The sequence below is a fragment of the Nocardiopsis sp. iso_237 genome (genome assembly GCF_056173345.1).
Map to the genome: position 1 here is coordinate 358,084 of NZ_CM149669.1, position 18,044 is coordinate 376,127.

Here is an 18,044-nt window from a genome sequence, read left to right on the forward strand (position 1 = left end):
CCCCAAGGGGGTGGGGGCGGGCCCTACTGAGAGGTGTTCCCGCGACGGGGGCGTGACCAACCCTTGACCCCCGCTTTTTCCGGAACCGCGGCGGTTCTCAGGCGAACGGCCAGACCAGGCCGTACTGGGCGCCCACGGCGACGACGGCCAGGGCGGCCACCGGCAGCAGCGAGTAGTGGACCCGGCGGACCGGCCCCCACCAGCCGCGCACCCAGGCGGTGACCGCGAACCCCGCGGTGACCACGGCGAGCGGGACGGCCAGACCCAGCGGGAGGGAGAGCGCGGCCGAGCCGCCGAGCAGCCACTCCTGGAGCCGGTTGAGGTCCAGGACCGCGTAGACGACCAGCCCCACACCGGCCAGACAGGCCAGCGCGGTGAGCCCGGACGACACGGCGGCTGCGGTCCGCGCGGCCCCTCCCGGGCGGCGGAGACGAACGGCCCCGCTCAGCAGGAGCAGCAGGGAGACGGCGACGGTCACCAGGTGCACGCCGGGGGTGCCCCACACGGGGACCCGGTCGTAGCCGCTGGTGGGATTGGCGTCCAGGTACACGGCGACGGCCTCGCCGTCCTCCATGACGAACGCCAGTCGCTCCCCGGTCTCCTCGGCCTCGAACACGTCGTCGCCCACGGGGACCCAGCGGTCGTCCGGGACCAGGCCTCCGCGTACGTTCAGGGCCCCGTCGCCCGCGTCCCGCACGGTGACGTTGTCGAACAGCGTGACGATCCGCCCGCTCCCCGAACCGGGGCGCCGCGTGGTGACGTAGCCGCCGGTGTAGGCGCTCGCCGGGGTCGCGTCGGTGTTCCCGGCGCCCGTTCCGTCCGTGTCCTCGGCGGGGGCGAACGCGTCGACGAAGCCGTTCAGAACGGCGAAGCGCAGGTCCCGGAGGGGGTCGGCCCCCGCGTCGGGTCCGGAGTCGTCGCCGTTGACGGCCACGAACACCCCGGCGCCGATCTCGGGCACGAGCACGTAGCCGGTGTGGACGCCGTCCAGGTCGCCGCCGTGGCCCACGGCCCGGGGCGGGCCGGTTCGGAACTCGTAGGTCCCGTAGCCCATGGCGGTGGCCTCCGGGTGGACCTCGAACCGCCGGTCCAGCATGGCGTCGGCCCACTCCGAACCGAGCACGCGTTCGCCGTCCAGTTCACCGCCGCCGAGCAGCGCCAGCATGAACCGGGCCATGTCGTCGCCGGTGGTCACCGCGGCCCCGGCCGGAGGCAGCGGGATGTGGGGGTAGGGGACCGGGGAGCCGTCCGACCGGTGGGCGGTGACGAGGCCGTCCTCCTCGTGGAGCTGGCGGAACCGGGTGTCGTCCATACCCAGCGGGGCGAACACGTTCCGTTCCACGTACTCCTCGAACGGCACGCCGCTCACCTCCTGGACCACGAACCCGGCCAGCCCGGTCCCGTAGTTGGAGTAGGCCGTGAACCGGCCGGGCGGGAACAGCCGCTCGGGGGTGTTGTCCCGCAGGAACTCCTCCAGATCGCGCTGGCTCGCGGGGTCCTCCGGGTCGTCCATCTCGGTGCGCTCGTCGAACCCGGCGCTGTGCGTGAGCAGGTGGTGGAGGGTCACGGGCTCGTCGTGGGTGTCCGGGACCCGCAGGTCCTCGGGCAGGTAGGTGTTGACGTCCTCGTGCGGGTCCACCTCGCCCCGCTCGACGAGCTGGAGGACGGCCAGGGCGGTGAAGGACTTGGCGACGGAGGCGGTGGGCAGACCGGCCAGCGGGTCCAGGGGGGTCTCGGCGGCGAGGTCGGCCACCCCGTGCGCGGCGGAGGCCAGGGGAGCGCCGTCCCCGACGACCGACACCACCACACCGGGTGCGCCGTGTTCTGCCAGCAGCTCGGGGACGCGTTGGTCGACGAACTCCCTGGCGGCCTCCTCGGTGAGTCCGAGGGAGGGGGGTGGGGCCGCCACGGGCGCGGCGCCCGCGGCGGCGGGGAGGGCCAGGACGGCGGCCAGGGCGAGGCCGAGAGGGGCGGCGAGGGAGCGAAGGGCGGGCAACTGGGGCTCCAATGGGGCGTTCCGATGTCTCCGTCAACGCTAGGAACCCGGCGCTTCGGAGGCACTGGAGCCCGTGACCCTCCTCGGGGTACGGCCAGCTGTAGTACGGCGCTCAAGAAACCCCGAACCGACAAAAACCAACACAGCGTTGGTCGAGTCCTGGAGAGTGTTGGAGTGCCCCCGGCGGGGACTCAGCCCAGCAGGAAGGTGACGGCGAACAGCACCGGCACCGTGAGGAAGGTGGTCAACAGGATCACCTCACGCGTGAGGGTCTCACCGGTCCGGTACAGGGTGGCGTAGTTGAACACGTTCTGCGCCGTCGGCAGGGCCGCGAGGACCACCACCGAGAACAGGGCGGCGCCCTCCAGCCCGAACACCAGGGCTCCCAGCGCCCAGGCGGTCAGCGGAAGCCCGACCGACTTCAGGATGACGGCCAGCAGCACGGGCACCTGGTCGGGTCCGGCTCGGCCCGGCAGGGAGCTGCCGTGCAGGGAGATCCCGAAGGCCAGGAGCATCGCCGGGACCGCCATGCCGCCGATCAGCTCGAACGGCTCCATCAGGGGAGCGGGCGGGACCCAGCCGGAGGCGGAGAGCGCGACCCCGGCGATGGAGGCGATCACCACCGGGTTGCGCACGGGGGTGCCCAGGGAGCGGCGGAGGACCGGCCAGAAACCCCGCACGTTCCCGTTGGCCAGGTCCAGCACGGTCAGGGAGACGGGGGCCAGCACCAGCAGCTGGAACAGGAGGATCGGGGCGACCAGGGAGGCGTCCCCGAGCACGTACACGGAGATCGGGATGCCCAGGTTGCCCGCGTTCACGTAGGAGGCGCCCAGCACGCCCACGGTGGTGCGGCCGACGCCCCAGCGGCGGACCAGCCCCACCACGAGGAAGGCCAGGGCCACGATGACCACGCTGAGCACGCTCACCAGGACCGGGCCGGACACCAGGATGGACAGGTCCGTCCGGGCCAGGATCGTGAACAGCAGAGCGGGGCTGGCGACGAAGAACGCCAGCTTGCTGAGGACCTCCCTGGCCCCCGGACCGAGCAGGGGTATGCGCCCGAGCATGTAGCCGATGACGACAATGCTGGCGATGACCCCGAACCCGACGATGACCCCGGACAAGGAACGCCCTCCGAACAACCGTGCGGCCGCGACCCGCCGAGGCTAACGGAGTCCGCCCGGAAGCGAAACGGCCCACGTCACACCACGGAAAGTGACCGCTCAGCGCTCAGGGTCGCACTCCTGCCGGTTGTGGAGGGCCTCCACCATCTTTCGGCGGCGGGCCTCCCTGACCGACACCGAGACGATGCGGGTGACCGCGACGGCGGTGATCACGGCCAGGGGGATGGCCAGAGCGGTGGCCGGCTGGCGGATGGGCCGGTAGCCGGCGCCGTCGGGGCCCACCACCAGGTATCCCGACGGGCGGACCCGTGTGAAGCCGACGCCCCCGGCGCCGTCACCGCCGAAGAACGGGAGGTTCCCGGTGCCGCCGCCCATGGTGCTCAGGGTGCTGACCCTGGCGACGGGGACCAGTGTGGTCGCGCCCGAACTCACCGGGGCGCCGAAGGCCGTGGCGGACCCGGCCACGGCGCGGGTGTTGTCGAGCAGCGAGGTGAGCGCGGCCATGGTGCCGCGCTGGTTCCTTTTCCTGGGCATTCGAGGTGTCCTCTCCCTGGGGTCGCGGGATTTCACGCTATATGGGGCACCCTGAGAACGTAAGGAAGCTCCCCGTGGTGTGTCAGTCGCCGGGGCTCTCCGAGGGGGCGTCCACGTCGTGCGCGGCCGACTGAAACGGTGACAGACACCGGCCAGTGCCAGCGCAACGTCAGGAGAGGAACGCTTCCCGGCCCCCTGGACCACTCGCTCCCCGACCCGGGCGGCGGTGCTGTGAAGCTGCCCTGTCGCTACGGGACCGCGCCCACAAGGCGGCGCGGGCCTCCCGGGACCTTCTCCTGCACCACCAGCGCGCCCGGGGCCACGGTCATGTCGGGCGGACTGGGGAGCGAAGAGCGCTGAGCTTCGCTCCCGTCTTGGGCGTAGTCGCGTTCGACCCGGACACCGAGGTCGATGACACGGGACTCGCCGTCCTCATCAATCACCAGGCGTGCCTCGTCCCAGGCGGCTTCTTCGGGGTCCAAGGAAGTGTTGGTCTGGCTCACGTCGAGCCAGACGGCCGCCTCCTTGAGGGGCAGGACGAACGCACGAGACATGCGCTCCGACGGGGCGGAGGCGCGGATGGTCGTGTGGGTGTCCCCGGAGAAGTCGGTGTACGAGTACTCGAACTCGTCGTCATCCACCAGCGAGAACTCAGTCACCACTGTGTTCTCCAGAGCGCCGATGACATTGCCCTCTCGCCCTGAGAAGAATTTCTCCTCGGTCAGGCGTTCCCCTGTGCCGGGGTCGAGTATCCATTCATCCACGCCGCGGGCCTCAGCGATCACCGCACCTGACGTCGGTTGAACGCCCAATCTGACCGGGTGGAGATCGAGGGGGGCGTTCCTGTCGAGTTCGTGGCGCCAGAGCTCCTCGCCTGAGTCGGCGTCGAGTCCCAGGAGAACGACCGTGTGCTCCTGCTTTTCCGAGGTTTCGGGAAGAGATTCGATGTCTTCGTCCATGAAGTTGCCCGAAAGGATGATCGTGTCGCCTGAGGCGACCACTCCCTTGGGGTGGAAGTCCCGCCCTTCCTGGCCTTCTCCGTGGAGGTCCGTGAGGCTCCACATTTCGTCGCCGGTTTCCAGATCGAGTGAGTACACCCCGGTTCTCTGGCCGTCCAACTTGCGATAGACGATTCGGGACGAGTCGGAGAGCAGGCCCAGGTGTTCCGGCATGGGGGACAGCGTCGTGACGTTCCCGGGTAGGGCCGCCTCAGCGGTGAAGTCCTCCGTGTGGGAGCCGAGCTCCTTGCCTGTGGAGGAGTCGAGGAGGACGACGTCATGCGTTGCCACTGCGGCTTCGTCTTCCACGTCGACGGGGTAGGCGAGCGCCACGCGTTCTCCGCTCGTCGTGACGTTGGCGTCCGTCACCGCCTCGCCCACACGTCTGTACCGCCAGAGTTCCTCTCCGGTGTCGCCCCGCAGGGCGACGACCCCGTCCGAGACGGTCACGACCACTCCGAAGGAGGCGGGATGCACCGCGACGACGTTGGTTTCCTCGGGGGCTTCCCAGCCCCACCCCATGGAGGCAAGGTTCTCGGGGACCTCCAGCGGCTCGGCGATCCCTTGGAACACCACATGGTCGATCTCGCTCTCCTGCCAGGCCCCGGGTATCAGGGAACACGACGAGAGCAGAAGGGTCAGCGCCGTCACGGACAGAATTCCGTTCAGTTCCATATCCGCTCCTCAGGGGGCCGGTTGGGAGTTGAAGTAGGGCGCCGAGACCGAAGAAGGCTAACGTGGCCTCTCCGAATCGGTGGAACGGCACCGATCGGCTCTGCGACAGGGATGCCGTTCCCCACTCGCGAAGCACGAACTCTCCCCCGGAGCCGAAGCGCTCTTCCTGGAGGCGGGGATCGGAAACCAACGGCATGAGTTCCTCATCGCCCCTGAGACGGGAGAGGAGATCAAGGGCGCGGCCTACCAGAACCGGGAACGTCACCGCGTGGGGTTGCTCGACGACGGTTACGTCGAGACCGCCGTTGACCATGACAAGGGCACAGTCGAGTACTGGCACATGTCTTTCGGCGGCGAGGAACTAGCCAATCTGGAGACTCACCAGCGTCCGGCCGAAGGTGACATCGACCCGGGGTCTGCTTGTAGGGGAGGGGGTGCTTCGGCCGGACTACCTGACCGAAGCGGACCTGGACCGTGGATCGATGAACATCGAGTTCGCACGCTGGGACGCCTCGGGCGGCCCTCTGGTTCTGAACGTTGACATGACCGCGAACAAGGAGTGGTGGATCAGGTCCGAGGGCGGCGCGATGACTCTTCCCGACGCTCCTCGTCTGGTTGCGGTGCCTGGGGCCGTGGTGGTGACGGAGAAGAACCCAGGTCCATGGACCGTGGTCGGACTGACCTGACACCGCTTACCCGTGGATCTCACGGTGGTGACAGAAGTGGTGTGTTGGATGATGTGTCTCTGGAGTTGGGGCGCCGATGTCGCAGGAGGGACACGGCAGGTGACGAGGATTGATGTGAGTTCCAAGGGTGCCTGTGGTGTGGGGATCGCCGCCGCGGCGGTGGCTCTCTCCGTGGTGGCTTCAGGCTGTTCACTCCCGGCGGTTTTCTTGTCCGATGAGCAGGTGACCTACTCAGGTGAGGTCAGAGCACTTTCCCCGGTGGATGCGGTCTCGGAGGTCGCTTGGGTGTGGGAGGCCCCCGACAGCTTCGTGCTGCGGAACGTGTTGGCGGGCGTCGGGGGCGCCGTCATGGTTCTCACTGACGGGGTCGTGGGGCTGGAGGGGACGACAGGGGCCGAGCTCTGGCGGTACCGGATTCCTGATGGCACCTTGGCGTCGGCGTCGACCACCCCCGGAAAGGCGTCCGTGGTGTTGGCCTACCGGGGAGAGGACGAAGGTGACCTCGACGTGGTCGTGCTGGACGCGGGAACCGGTGAGCTGCTGGCGGAGTTTCCCGTTCGTGCTGGTGGGGGCGACGGTGGGTCGTCGCTCCTGACCGACGACGCACGGCTGTCCCACTCAGGGACAGGGAGATTCCGCGTGACCGCCGCATCGCTGGAGACCGGGGAGCCGCTGTGGGAGTTCGCGGAGGACATTCCGGAAGAAGCGGAAGAGTTCCACGCGGGTGAGGTCGTTGTCACCGCGGACACCATCGTGCTGAGCGCCGTACTCGCGGAGAGCTCCCGTGCGGAAGCGGCGGCCGGGGTTGGTCAGACTCTCTCAGTGGTAGGGCTGGACGCCCGAACGGGGGACGTCCTCTGGGAGGAGGAGTTCTCCTTCACGGCCGACAGGGTGAAACAGCCGCAGGTCACACTCTCCGATGACGGACGGGTGCTGCTTCTGGAATCGGACGACGGGAACTCTTCCGAGGCAAGGGAGCGGTGGCTGTTGGACCCCCACACCGGGGATGAACTGCCCGGATCCGCCTTCTCTGACGGCGAGGACTGGCAGCGCGTCGCTCTGCTGGGGGACGGTTACGTCGAGAAGTCCCAGGATCCGGAGGAGGTCCGGTACCAGGTGATGAACTTCGACGGTTCCCGACGAGAGCACGTCGAGGGCTCCGTCCGGCCCGGGGAAGCGGCCATCCATCCAGGAATGGTCACCGGAGAGGGGATGCTGCGCCTGGACTACCTGACCGACGAAGTCTGGGCCCGGGGTGAGGTGAACGCGGAGTTCCTTTCCTGGGAGAACGGCGAGTCATGGTTGGTACCGGTGGATCTGTCGCCGAACGAACCGCTGTTGTTCCGGACCGAGGGCTCTATCAACGCGAACGCCGATGCCCCGAGGCTGGTGCCCGTACCGGGAGCCGTCGTCGTCGCGGAGGAGTCCGATGTGAGCATCCGGGCGGTGGGATTGACCTGACGATCGAGATCCGGCCTCGGGCTCGTGCCTCACCTGATCCGTCGTGGTCCCTGGCTACGAGAATCGATTCGGTCGGATGTGCAGGACGAGGTCGATGAACTCCTGCCCGGTGCGGGCATCGGGGGGCACTGAACTGCCCGAGAGGTGCGATCGGCGGTGAGAAGGCGGGGACGGGGGCCGGATCAGCCGTGTGCCTGGCTCCCGTGTCAGTCGCCGGGGCTCTCCGAGGGGGCGTCCGGCGGCGGTTCCTGGGACCACCGCACCACCAGGGGCCAGCCGTCCATGGAGGTGTCGTGGTAGCGCGGGAACTTCTCCTCGGTCTCCGTCACCGCCGCCTCCTCCAGGTCGACCCGGAACCAGGCCTCCTCGGTCTGGAGCAGGATCGCGTCCCGCTCGGGCGCCAGGGTGTACTGCACGACCGGGCTGGAGGCGTCCTCCAGCAGGCGGGTCGTGCCGTAGCTCTGGCCCTCGACCGTGAGCAGGTGGGCGCCCTGGAGGTCCCCGTCGCCGTCCGGTCGGAGCAGGGCCTGCTCACCGCCCCAGACCGGCGCGTCGTCGAAGGTCTGCCACTGCTCGCCACCGGTGTTGAGGGTGGCGTTCACGACGGTGCCGTTGGTCGAACGCACCACGAGGTTGCCCTCGCCCCCGGCGACCTGCTGGGTGGGGACACTGTTGCGGATGTGCAGGGAGCCGTCCGGTGTGATCGTCCAGTCGCTGGGCCGCTGCCCCTCCCCGAGGGCCAGACTGCCCTCCTGGTTGGGGGTGCCTCCCGGAGCCTCCAGCGGTACCGACTGGACCTGCGGCGGCTGCCCCTGGCCCTGCGCGGAGACGTACCAGAGCCGGTCCCCGTGGATCACCGGGTCCGACAGCGTCTCGTCCCCCGAGGCCTGGATGCTCTCGACCGGCTGGTACGAGAACTCCTCGCCCTCCTCCTCGGCGTCCTGGGGGTCGGTCAGGTCCGCCAGGTGCACGGCGTTGGGTTCGTTCGTGACGAACGCGAAGTACTGCCAGTCCTCGGAGAACCGCTTGTGTACCGGCACCGCGGGCGCCATGGGGTCCACCGCGCCGTCGGGCAGGTCGATCCGCTGGAGGGGAGCCCCGGTGTCGGGGTCGTGGAAGACCAGCACCTGCTCGGTCTCCGGGTCTCCGCCCTCGAACCCCCGGTGCACCAGGGCCAGCCCCACCAGGCCGTCCTCGGTGAGCTCCTCGACCGTCTCCGGTGCTCCCTCCGAGGACCCGGAGGAGGACTCGCACGCCGTCACGGCGAGGAGGCACACAGCAGAGGCCAAGGCGAGTGAACGCCGCATGGATCGCCTTTCGGGGGAGAAGGAGGAGCGGGTGGTTCCAGGGTGTGGGATCCCCGGCGACACGTCACGGTTCTCCCCGACCTCACGTTATCCGAGGGGCGCGGCCACGGGGCCCGGTCCCCGACGACTCTCCCCTGGGTGCCCCTGGTCGCGGGGATTCACCAGCGCACAACCGTCCCGTTTTCACCGAACGAGAGGCCGGACCGAGAGGACCCCGTTCCATTCACCATTCGGCAACGAAATTCGAGCGGTGGGGCGTGGGAAAGTCCGGACCATTCTCGTTGCCGTACGGGACGAATGGTCCCGGACTTTCCAGGTGACGGGGAGCCAGGGAGGTCGCTACTCGTCGGCGTTGGGGGAGGGGGACGGCGAGGGATCGGGCTCGTTCTCCTCCTCTTCCTCCTCTTCCTCCTCTTCCGCCGCGGCCTCCTCCTCGGCCAGGCGTTCCGCCTCGGCGGCCCGCTCCGCCGCACGGGTCGTGCAGACCTCCTCGGCGGGTGCCGCGCTTCCGTCGACGGCGACGACGACGAAGCAGTACTCGCCCTGGGTGTTGTCCGTGGGGACCTGTGCGGTCACCGCGCCGGGGCCGGTTCTGGCCAGGGTCGCCGGGGCGTGCCCCTGTGGGCCGCCGACCACGAAGTACGAACCGGTGCCGCCGGTGTGATCGGCCCAGGAGATGGTGACGGCGCTGAGGGTGTCCTCCAGGCTGACCTCGGACGGAGGGCTGCCCTCGGGCAGGGGTGAGGGCGCGGCCACCGGTTCCGCGGGTGCCTCCTCGTCCGTCTTCGCCTCGGCCTCCTCGCTGGCCACGGTCTCGACCACGGGCTGGGAGGGGCTCCTGGCCGCGAAGGCGCTGCCCACGACGGTGACCAGGAGGACCCCGCAGACCGTCACTCCGATGTGCATCTGCTTGCGCCACCGAGGGGGTTCGAGGGGAGCGGAGAGCGAGTCCCATTCCGGGTCCGAGGAACGCTCCTCGACGACTTCTTCGGTGGGCAGGTACGCGGACTCAGCGTCCCCGTTCCACCCCTCCAACCGGGCCCAGGCACGCAGCGGGGAGACCTCCTCGCCGCGCAGCTTCGCCATCATGAGGTCGGCGGTGCTGTGCGGGGAGGCTTCCGGTACGGCCCCGTGGCGCTCCCGCTCCTCGGGAGTGGGCAGAGGGCGCTGGGGCGGGCGCAGACTCGAGGCACTGGCCAGGCGGGACCTGTCCTCCGGCGGGGCGGAGGGAGTCTGGTCGGGGCCGGTCTCCACGGGGGCCGGGGTCGGCGGGGCAGGTGGCGCGTGCGGCCCCGAGGGCGCGGACAGGTGGGAGATCTGGGGGCCGGACGGGGGCGCGACGGGCGCCTGTGGACCCGAGTGTGCGAAGGGTGTCTGCGGACCTGAGGGCGGCACCACGGTCGCCTGTGGACCGGAGTGTGCGAAGGGTGTTTGCGGTCCGGAGGACGGTGCCACGGGTGTCTGTGGACCGGAGGGTACGGCGAAGGGTGTTTGCGGCCCCGAGGGCGGCGCCACGGGTGTCTGTGGACCGGAGGGTACGGCGAAGGGTGCTTGCGGACCTGAGGGCGGCGCCATAGGTGCCTGCGGCCCCGATGGCGCGGCGAAGGGTGTCTGCGGCCCGGAAGGCGGCGCCACGGGCGCCTGCGGACCCGAGGGAGCCGCCGGGGTCCAGGTGCCCGGGGAGACGGGCGGTGTCTGGGGTGCGCTGTGTGCGGGCGCTTCCTGGGGGCCCGTGGGCGTCGGGCGTGGACCAGCGGAGGCGTCCGCCGGGGCGGCGAGCATCGAGGGCTGGGCACCGCTGGGGGCCGCGGCCGGACGTCCGGACCTCGCCTTCTCGAAGGCCGCCGCGAACTCGGCCGGGCTCGCGTGTCGGTTGGCCGGGTCCTTCGCCAGGGCACGGGTGAGGACCCCGCGCAGGGAACGGGACACGTCCTGACGCGGTACCGGCGCGACCTCCTCGCCGAGGACACGCTGGGCGTAGGCCCGGGGGTCGAAGGGGGTTCCGTCCGTGGTGGAGAACGGGGCCCGGCCCGTGAGCATCGTCCAGACCGTCGAGGCGAGCTGGTAGACGTCCGACGCCGCCGTGCGGGGTTCACCGCGCAGCGACTCCGGCGGTGAGTGGAGGAACGACTCCATCTGCGGGGGCGGCGGGGGCAACGCCTCCCCGACCCGGCCGATCGCGCCGAAGCCCGTGAGCACCGGGGTCCGTCCGGCGCGCAGGACGTTGCCCGGGCAGATGTCGTTGTGCAGCAGCCCCCGGCCGTGCAGGGCCCCCAGCGCCCCGGCCACGCTGCGCGCGACCGCCGCCGCCTCCTGGATGGGAGCGGGGCCCTTCCGCGCCAGCATCTCCCCGAAGGAACCGTCGGAGTAGAAGGGCGTGACCACGAAGAACTCGCCGTCCGCCGTGGTTCCGGCGTCCAACAGGGGGACCACACCGGGGACCCCGTCGAGGGTGCGCAGGTGCCCGAGCTCGGCCTGTCCTGCCTCCATCGGCAGGACCTTGAGCACGACCTCGGCGCCGCTGGTCACACGGACCGCGCGGAAGATCCGGGCACGGCGTCCCTGACGAAGCTGAGTGGAGGTCTCGTACCCCGGCGCCCAGACGGACATGGGAGATCGCCCCCTTCGTGGTGGAGGCCCGCCCGGTCAGACGGAGCGGGGGATGGCGTGTGCGGTCAGGGACGGTCCGAGGGGGCCGACAGGTCGATGGCGGCGCTCCCGACCTGGCGGTTGGCTCCCCACCCTCGTTCCTCGTTGATCTCCTGCTGGCGGCCGAAGGCCCCCACCAGGGCGATGACCCCACAGATGAGCGCGATGAGGATGGCCCCGCCGATCACGGCCGGCCACACCCGCTGGCGCCGTCGCCAGTAGCGACTGGACCCGTACAGCAGCGCGGACCGGAGCTGCCGGTGCCGGAGGGCGTCCGCCTCGAGGACGTACTTCTCCTCGTCGGGCGTGTAGTGGAACGCCTCCGGAAGCTGTGGATCGGGGTCGGTGGAGGGCGGCGAAGGTGGGGAGGACATCGAAGGTCAGCCTACTAGAACAGTCCGTCCAGGTACCGGGTGAGCTTGCCGTACTTGTCCGCGGTGTCACTGGTGGCGTCGATCATCTTCGCGAACGCGGAGTTGACCTCGGAGAAGTGGGTGTCGAACTCCTGGGCCTTGGACTGGAACTGCTGGCTTCCGGAGCCCTCCCACTGGCTGACGGTGCTCTCGGACTGCTCGTTGATCTGGCTCATGATCGCGGTGAAACGACCGAGGTGCGCCTGCTGGTCGGAGGCCAGCGTCTGGAGACCGCCGACATTTCCGTAGACGTCGAACTGGGAACCCATGAGAGTGCCTTTCCTGGGGGTGGAACGGGTGGAGGAGGGAGGGTCAGGCGTTGACCGGGCGGGAGAGGCCGCCGAGGTCCTGGCCTGACGCCGAGAAGTCGTCGCTCGCCTCGCTGTCGGTGAGGTTGAACTGCTGCTGGCCCTCGTTCAGCTTGATGCCGTTCTGGCTGCACCAGGTCATGAGCTCGTCGAAGCGCTCCGTGAGGCTGTTCCGGGCCTCACGGAAGTCGTGGAGCGCCTGGCCCTGGAGGGAGTCGGCGTCGCCGCTCATGTCGTTGATGAGCTGGTTCATCTGGGTGCGGAGGCCGTCGGACTCCTGACCGAGCTGTTCGCCTCCCTGCGACAGGCTATTGACATTTTCAAGACCGGCGTGCTGGGACATCCGTGCCCTTTCAAGGAATCGCTGGCGGGTGAGTTCGTGGGCCTGTCCCCCATGGGCAGGGTGTTCGTCCGCTGCTTCACGAACACGGGAGGTACGGCGCTACGGAGATTAGTAAGGGTATGACCTTTCGGTCAATGTACGTGCGTATTTCGTGACGAGGCGAATCGGGTGAGCATTCCCTCCCCGCCTCTCGCGAACCCGGGAGTTCGAGGAGGCGTCGAAGGCCCGGAATGGAGTGGCCGGTTCCGGTCACGGAGCCCCCGTGCCGCAGTCGACGTAGTCGACGACGCTCGCCGTGTACTCGTCCTGAGTGTCGAAGGAGTCCTGGTACTCGTCCATGTAGACGTCGACGAAGTCCTTGCCACTGACGGCCTCTCCGCACCACGCGACCTCGTTCTGGTTCATCGCGGCGCCGAGGGCCCCGTCGACCTTGGCCAGGTGGATCTCGTCGTCCCAGGAGCCCTTGTCCAACTGGACGGCGTAGCCGTCCCCCTCCTCGGACACGACCCCCCAATCCAGGAGGTGGTCACGAGCGGCGCCCGTGTTCTCGACGACCTCCGTCGAGTCCCCCTCGGTGAACATCCGGTCCAGGGTGTGGACCCGCACCTCTCGTTCGACCCACTGTACGGAGACGTAGTCCTCGGGCAGACCGGACGCGGGCTCGGGGTCGGCCTCGGACGTCGAGCAACCGGACAGAACCAGTCCAGCGGCGACGGCGAGGCCGGTCAGGCCGGTCGTCCGGCTCATGCGGTGTTCCAGACGGTTCTTCAAGACAAGCCCAAGGGGGGACGAGGCGGTACCGGTCGGTGTCATCACTTGCCCTCTTCGTCAGACGTCGGAGGCTCCCCGAACGACTCGAGCTCGCCTCCGAAGTAGTCCCGGGTGGTTTGGTATGCGCCGCTGTAGGTGCCGGTGTAGTCCGACACCCATTCACGGCCGGGCGCCGTGTGTTCGACGGGTCCTCCGGTGTACGGGTCGGTGGTGTTCGCGGTGAGGACGATGGAGTTCGTGACCTTTCCGAGGGCACCGTCCATGTCGGAGAGGGCCCGGTCTTCGCTGTCCTCCCACTTACCCGGGTCCTTCTCGAAGGTCAGGGTGACGGAGTCGTCGAACACGAAGTCGTCCTGGATGTCGCCGGGATCGAGCGCCACGCCGTCCCGCTCGATGCTGAGAGCACCACCACCGACCAGGGCTCTGATGTCCCCGCGCCGGACGTCGCCGTTGAGCACCTCCGGATTGTTCTCAGCGACGAAATTCAGCGTCTCCACCCGGAAGTCACGCTCCATGTTGGGCTCACTCGTGTATACGGAGAACCGAGGGGACACGTCGTACTCTCCGTTGACGATCGCTCCGACAATGCTGTCCTTGCCCAGCTCCATACCCTTCGAGACTCCCTGTCCGATGAGCGGGATCTTCTCGGAGAGGTTCCCCGCCTCGCCCACCAGGAAGTCAGCGATCTGTGTCTTCCGCTCGATCGTCGCGTCCAGGTCGGCGCTGCGATCCGCCGAATCCAGGAACAGGGCGCGTTCGAACAACCCCTGGAGTTGAGCGGTGCCGCGCGCGGATGCCACGTTATTGCCGGACTCCAGGTAGGCGACGGCCTCCAACTGCCGGTAGGTGTCGACCGAGCCCGCGACGCGTCCAGCGGTCTCGTCGTTGCCCACGAGCAGCTGCATGAACTGCGCACGCTCGTCGGGTCCCATACGTACATAGCCGGTCTCGAGGTCGAAGTCCCCGATACCTTCTATCGCCTTGTTGTCGGAGTCCAGGATGTCGCCGTTGGCGAAGCTGAAGATGTGCGCGTCGAAGATATCGGCCAGGCTGTCCGCGAGCGCTCCGTTGAACTGGGTGAACGAGGCGTCCGAGTACTCGTTGTCCCCCTCCGTGACGTCCACGCCCGTGTTGATGAGGGCGTCGTGCATGTCGGGGTCGGTGATGGTCCGCATGAACCCGGCGAAGGCGTCGCCCGCGCGCTGGCTCAGCTCGGGGTCCTCGCTGTGGACGTCCTCCGCGAGCCAGTCGGTGAGCTGTCGCGCGGTGTGGCCGTTGTCGTGCCACTCGAAGGTCAGGGTTCCCTCCAGGGCCTGCTTGCGCAGGTCGGCGTCGCCGTAGGGGACGCCCGGCTCCTCGTTGAGGTGCTCGCCGGTCAGGATGTAGTAGTTCGAGTCCTTGTTCCGGGAGGCCACGTCGATCATGTGCGAGACCTGCTCGGAGTCGGGCAGGACCCCGCTCGAGTCGTGGACCTCGTCCCCCCAGGCGTCCAGGAAGGCCCCGGTGGCCAGGTGGAGGTTGGTGGACAGTCCGTACCCGGCCTCCAGGTTGTCGTCCGTGTGCTCCATGAAGGCGGAGAGCGCCTTCATGTCCATGCCCAGGGAGACCGGGGTCGCGGGCATCTTGCCGTCGGCGTCGGGGTTGATCCACGGGCCCTCGACCGCGTACCGGAAGCTCTGGGGCAGGCTGTCGTAGCCGCCGCCGATGCTGGGATCCGAGAGCGCCAGGAGCCCGTCTCCGAGCACTCCGAGGGCCCGCTCGCGCTCCTCGTCGGACATGCCGGACTCGGCCATGAGCTCGGGGTAGACCATGAGGCCGCCGCCGACGCCGTCGCGGAGGTAGGGGTCCTCCAGCTGCCTGTAGAACTCCTCCAGGAAGCCGACCTCGTCGGCGCTGAACTCCGTCCCGTTCTCCTGGTGCTGCTTGGCGCTCGTCCCCAGCATGGACATCACGAGCATGAGCTCGTGGTACCGGTCATCGATGGGCCGGTCGCCGGACCAGTAGGCCGCGAGGTCGTTCGCGTACTCCTCGGCGTTCTCCGGCGTGAGCTCGACGTCGTCGCCGATCAGCGACGAGTAGCGGGAGGGATCGAGGCTGAGGAACCCCCAGCTGGCGTTGCCCGCCTCGATCAGCTTGGAGACGTTCTCGGGGGTGGGCCCCTCCTCGAGCATCCTCCGGGCGTCCTCCGCGACCTCCTGGAGCTTGTCCCAGTTGGTCTGCTCGCGGGTGACGAGCCCGTCCCGGATGGTGGAGAGCTCGTCGTACAGCTCGCGGCACCTCTTCTCGTCCCCGGCGCCCCAGTCCGTCCAGAGGAACCCGTCGGCCTGGGGGTGGGACTCCGTGATCCGGTCCCCCTGGTAGGCGGCGGGGACGGCGCCCTCCTTCTCGCTCTTGCCGTTCCGCCAGTCGGAGTTCTGGGCGTCGCGCTCGTCATGGAAGGCCTGGACGGCGTCGGCCCACATCTCGGCCACCGAGGCCGCGTAGCTGACGGTGACGGCGGCGTCCCGCCACTTCTGGACGTCCTCCTCGGACTGCCCGCGGATGTCCCAGGCGATGATGTCGGTGAACTGCTGCGCGGCCGCGTCGAAGCCACCCCCGAGGTCGTCGGCCCGGCCGAGCACGCGGGCGTTGAGGATCTCCAGGTCCGCTGCGCACTCGTACATGGTGTCCGGCTTGCCGAAGAATTCACGGGGGGCGAAGGCGAGGGCGATGGTGGCCACGGACATCCTCAGGGGTGGGGATCGAGCGGGTGGTGAGGGGGACGCGGGGGCTGTCGCGTCGCGGGGGTCAGAAGTTGAGTTCGCGGTGGGAGGACCAGGGGTGGAAGTCCTCGGAGCTCTCCTGGTCGTTCCTGGCGATCTCTCCCGCTCCGGCCTGGATGTTGTTGGCCAGGGCGAGGCCGTGCTCCTGGAGGTCGATGAGGGCCTGGTCGGCCTCCTCCCGGAACTTGTTGAACCCGGACCGGAGGTCCTCGTGGCCGCTGGCGCTCGCCGCGTCGCCCATGAGGATGTCGAAGGCGTCGGCCAGCCCGGCCATCGCGGCGGCGAGGGTCTCCGCGTACTCGCCGCCCTCCATCGCCTCGATCGGGTTGGCGCCCGATTCGGTCATGGGGGCACTCCTTTCGGAAGAGGATGCGCACCGGCACGATGAACCGGCTTCCGCTGTCTCCGCTGTGGGGGAGATGAGGTCAGGATCGACTGTTGCGACGACGATGAGGCAACGAGGGTTTCATACCAAAGGGAACAAGTAGGTAACGAGACTCTCCGTTCACCCAGGTGGGACCGGGTACCGCCACCGGCGCGGGGAGCGGACACCGGGTCCGCGCCCCGCGCCGAGGCCGCTACGGGACCACGCCCGCAAGGCGGCGCGAGCCTCCCGGGATCTTCTCCTGCACCACCAGTGCCCCCGGAGCGACGGTCATGTCGGGCGGGTTGGGGAGCGAAGAGCGCTGAGTTTCGCTCCCGTCTTGGGCGTAGTCGCGTTCGACCCGGACACCGAGGTCGATGACACGGGACTCGCCGTCCTCGTCGACCACCAGGCGTGCCTCGTCCCAGGCGGCTTCTTCGGGGTCCAAGGAAGTGTTGGTCTGGTTCACGTCGAGCCACACGATCGCACCTTCGAGGGGTAGGACGAACGCACGAGACATGCGCTCCGGCGGGGCGGAGGTGCGGATCGTCGTATGGGTGTCCCCTGAAAAATCGGTGTAGGCGTACTCGAACTCCTCGTCATCCACCAGAGAAAGCTCAGTCACCACTGTGTTCTCAAGAGCCCCGATGACATGGCCCTCTCGCCCTGAGAAGAATTCCTCCTCAGTCAGGCGCTCCCCTGTGATGGGGTCGAGGATCCACTCGTTCACGCCCTCCACGCCGCGCACCTCCGCGATCACAGCACCTGAAGTCGGCTGAACTCCCAGCCTGACCGGGTGGAGGTCGATGGGGCTGTTCCTGTCGATCTCATGACGCCAGAGCTCCTCGCCTGAGTTGGCGTCGAGTCCCAGGAGAACGACTGTGTGCTCCTGCTCTTCGGAGGTTTCAGGGAGAGATTCGATGTCTTCGTCCATGAAGTTGCCCGAAAGGATGATCGTGTCGCCTGAGGCGACCACTCCCTTGGGGTGGAAGTCCCGCCCTTCCTGGCCTTCTCCGTGGAGGTCCGTGAGGCTCCACATTTCGTCGCCGGTTTCCAGATCGAGTGAGTACACCCCGGTTCTCTGGTCGTCCAACTTGCGATAGACGATTCGGGACGAGTCGGAGAGCAGGCCCAGGTGTTCCGGCATGGGGGACAGCGTCGTGACGTTCCCGGGAAGGGCCGCCTCAGCGGTGAAGTCCTCCGTGTGGGAGCCGAGTTCCTTGCCCGTGGAGGAGTCGAAGAGGACGACATCGTGCGGTGCCACTGCGGCTTCGGAATCTTCCCCTTCAAGCGGGTAGGCGAGTGCGACACGATCCCCGTTCACGGTGACATTCGTGTCCGTCACCGCCTCGCCCACGCGGCGGTACCGCCAAAGTTCCTCTCCGGTGTTGCCCCGCAGGGCGACGACCCCGTCCGAGACGGTCACGACCACACCGAGGGGAAAGGGACGCACGTCGACGATGTCGGTTTCCTCAGGGGCCTCCCAGTCCCACCCCATGGAGGCAAGGTTCTCGGGGATCTCCAGCGGCTCGGCGGTCCCTTGGAACACCACATGGTCGATCTCCCTCTCCTGCCAGTTCCCAGGCACCAGAGAGCACGCCGAGAGCAACGGAACAAGTGTTGCCAAGGTCAGTTTTCTCTTATGCTTCACTT

General features: G+C 68.7%; 15 protein-coding genes. 2 read left to right on the top strand and 13 right to left on the bottom strand.

The window, feature by feature from the left end; all coding sequences use genetic code 11:
* Nucleotides 1-97: 97 nt before the first annotated feature.
* The 4 genes from AC0VYM_RS01870 to AC0VYM_RS01885 form a co-directional block, all read right to left on the bottom strand.
* Nucleotides 98-1,996 (bottom strand): serine hydrolase domain-containing protein, encoded by a 1,899-nt coding sequence (locus AC0VYM_RS01870; RefSeq protein ID WP_475458236.1) that lies wholly within the window; start codon nt 1,994-1,996, stop codon nt 98-100.
* A gap of 191 nt (nt 1,997-2,187) precedes the next feature.
* Nucleotides 2,188-3,120 (bottom strand): AEC family transporter, encoded by a 933-nt coding sequence (locus AC0VYM_RS01875; protein ID WP_475458238.1) that lies wholly within the window; start codon nt 3,118-3,120, stop codon nt 2,188-2,190.
* Between the two features lie 99 nt (nt 3,121-3,219).
* A complete protein-coding gene (locus tag AC0VYM_RS01880; protein WP_475458240.1) occupies nt 3,220-3,654 on the bottom strand; it encodes a hypothetical protein in 435 nt (144 codons plus the stop codon).
* Between the two features lie 248 nt (nt 3,655-3,902).
* Nucleotides 3,903-5,327 carry an outer membrane protein assembly factor BamB family protein gene (locus tag AC0VYM_RS01885; protein ID WP_475458242.1) on the bottom strand — a complete coding sequence of 475 codons (1,425 nt, stop codon included), beginning with the start codon at nt 5,325-5,327 and terminating at the stop codon, nt 3,903-3,905.
* A 482-nt stretch (nt 5,328-5,809) separates the two neighbouring features.
* Between AC0VYM_RS01885 and AC0VYM_RS01890 the strand changes: the two genes are divergently transcribed.
* Nucleotides 5,810-6,013 (top strand): hypothetical protein, encoded by a 204-nt coding sequence (locus AC0VYM_RS01890; RefSeq protein WP_475458245.1) that lies wholly within the window; start codon nt 5,810-5,812, stop codon nt 6,011-6,013.
* Nucleotides 6,014-6,112: 99 nt separating this feature from the next.
* Nucleotides 6,113-7,474, top strand: coding sequence for an outer membrane protein assembly factor BamB family protein (locus AC0VYM_RS01895; protein ID WP_475458247.1), 1,362 nt, complete (start codon nt 6,113-6,115; stop codon nt 7,472-7,474).
* A gap of 206 nt (nt 7,475-7,680) precedes the next feature.
* Here AC0VYM_RS01895 and AC0VYM_RS01900 read toward each other — a convergent pair whose 3' ends face one another.
* The 9 genes from AC0VYM_RS01900 to AC0VYM_RS01940 all read right to left on the bottom strand — a co-directional run bounded on the left by AC0VYM_RS01900 (nt 7,681) and on the right by AC0VYM_RS01940 (nt 18,042).
* Nucleotides 7,681-8,781: a hypothetical protein gene (locus AC0VYM_RS01900; RefSeq protein WP_475458249.1), complete on the bottom strand. Its 1,101-nt coding sequence runs from the start codon at nt 8,779-8,781 to the stop codon at nt 7,681-7,683.
* Between the two features lie 339 nt (nt 8,782-9,120).
* The gene (locus tag AC0VYM_RS01905) at nt 9,121-11,391 is read right to left on the bottom strand and encodes a serine/threonine protein kinase (protein ID WP_475458251.1); all 2,271 of its coding nucleotides are present in this window, start codon (nt 11,389-11,391) and stop codon (nt 9,121-9,123) included.
* A 65-nt stretch (nt 11,392-11,456) separates the two neighbouring features.
* Nucleotides 11,457-11,804 carry a hypothetical protein gene (locus AC0VYM_RS01910; RefSeq protein ID WP_475458253.1) on the bottom strand — a complete coding sequence of 116 codons (348 nt, stop codon included), beginning with the start codon at nt 11,802-11,804 and terminating at the stop codon, nt 11,457-11,459.
* Between the two features lie 14 nt (nt 11,805-11,818).
* Nucleotides 11,819-12,112, bottom strand: a complete 294-nt coding sequence (locus AC0VYM_RS01915) for a WXG100 family type VII secretion target (RefSeq protein ID WP_431868344.1) — start codon at nt 12,110-12,112, stop codon at nt 11,819-11,821.
* 43 nt (nt 12,113-12,155) lie between these two features.
* Nucleotides 12,156-12,494 (bottom strand): hypothetical protein, encoded by a 339-nt coding sequence (locus AC0VYM_RS01920; protein WP_475458256.1) that lies wholly within the window; start codon nt 12,492-12,494, stop codon nt 12,156-12,158.
* Nucleotides 12,495-12,743: 249 nt separating this feature from the next.
* Entirely contained in the window at nt 12,744-13,241 is a 498-nt protein-coding gene (locus AC0VYM_RS01925; RefSeq protein ID WP_475458258.1) for a hypothetical protein, read from the bottom strand.
* A 65-nt stretch (nt 13,242-13,306) separates the two neighbouring features.
* Nucleotides 13,307-15,991, bottom strand: a complete 2,685-nt coding sequence (locus tag AC0VYM_RS01930; protein WP_475458260.1) for a TPR repeat domain-containing protein — start codon at nt 15,989-15,991, stop codon at nt 13,307-13,309.
* 61 nt (nt 15,992-16,052) lie between these two features.
* The gene (locus AC0VYM_RS01935) at nt 16,053-16,373 is read right to left on the bottom strand and encodes a hypothetical protein (protein ID WP_475458263.1); all 321 of its coding nucleotides are present in this window, start codon (nt 16,371-16,373) and stop codon (nt 16,053-16,055) included.
* Between the two features lie 232 nt (nt 16,374-16,605).
* Nucleotides 16,606-18,042 (bottom strand): outer membrane protein assembly factor BamB family protein, encoded by a 1,437-nt coding sequence (locus AC0VYM_RS01940; protein ID WP_475458265.1) that lies wholly within the window; start codon nt 18,040-18,042, stop codon nt 16,606-16,608.
* Nucleotides 18,043-18,044 lie beyond the last annotated feature (2 nt).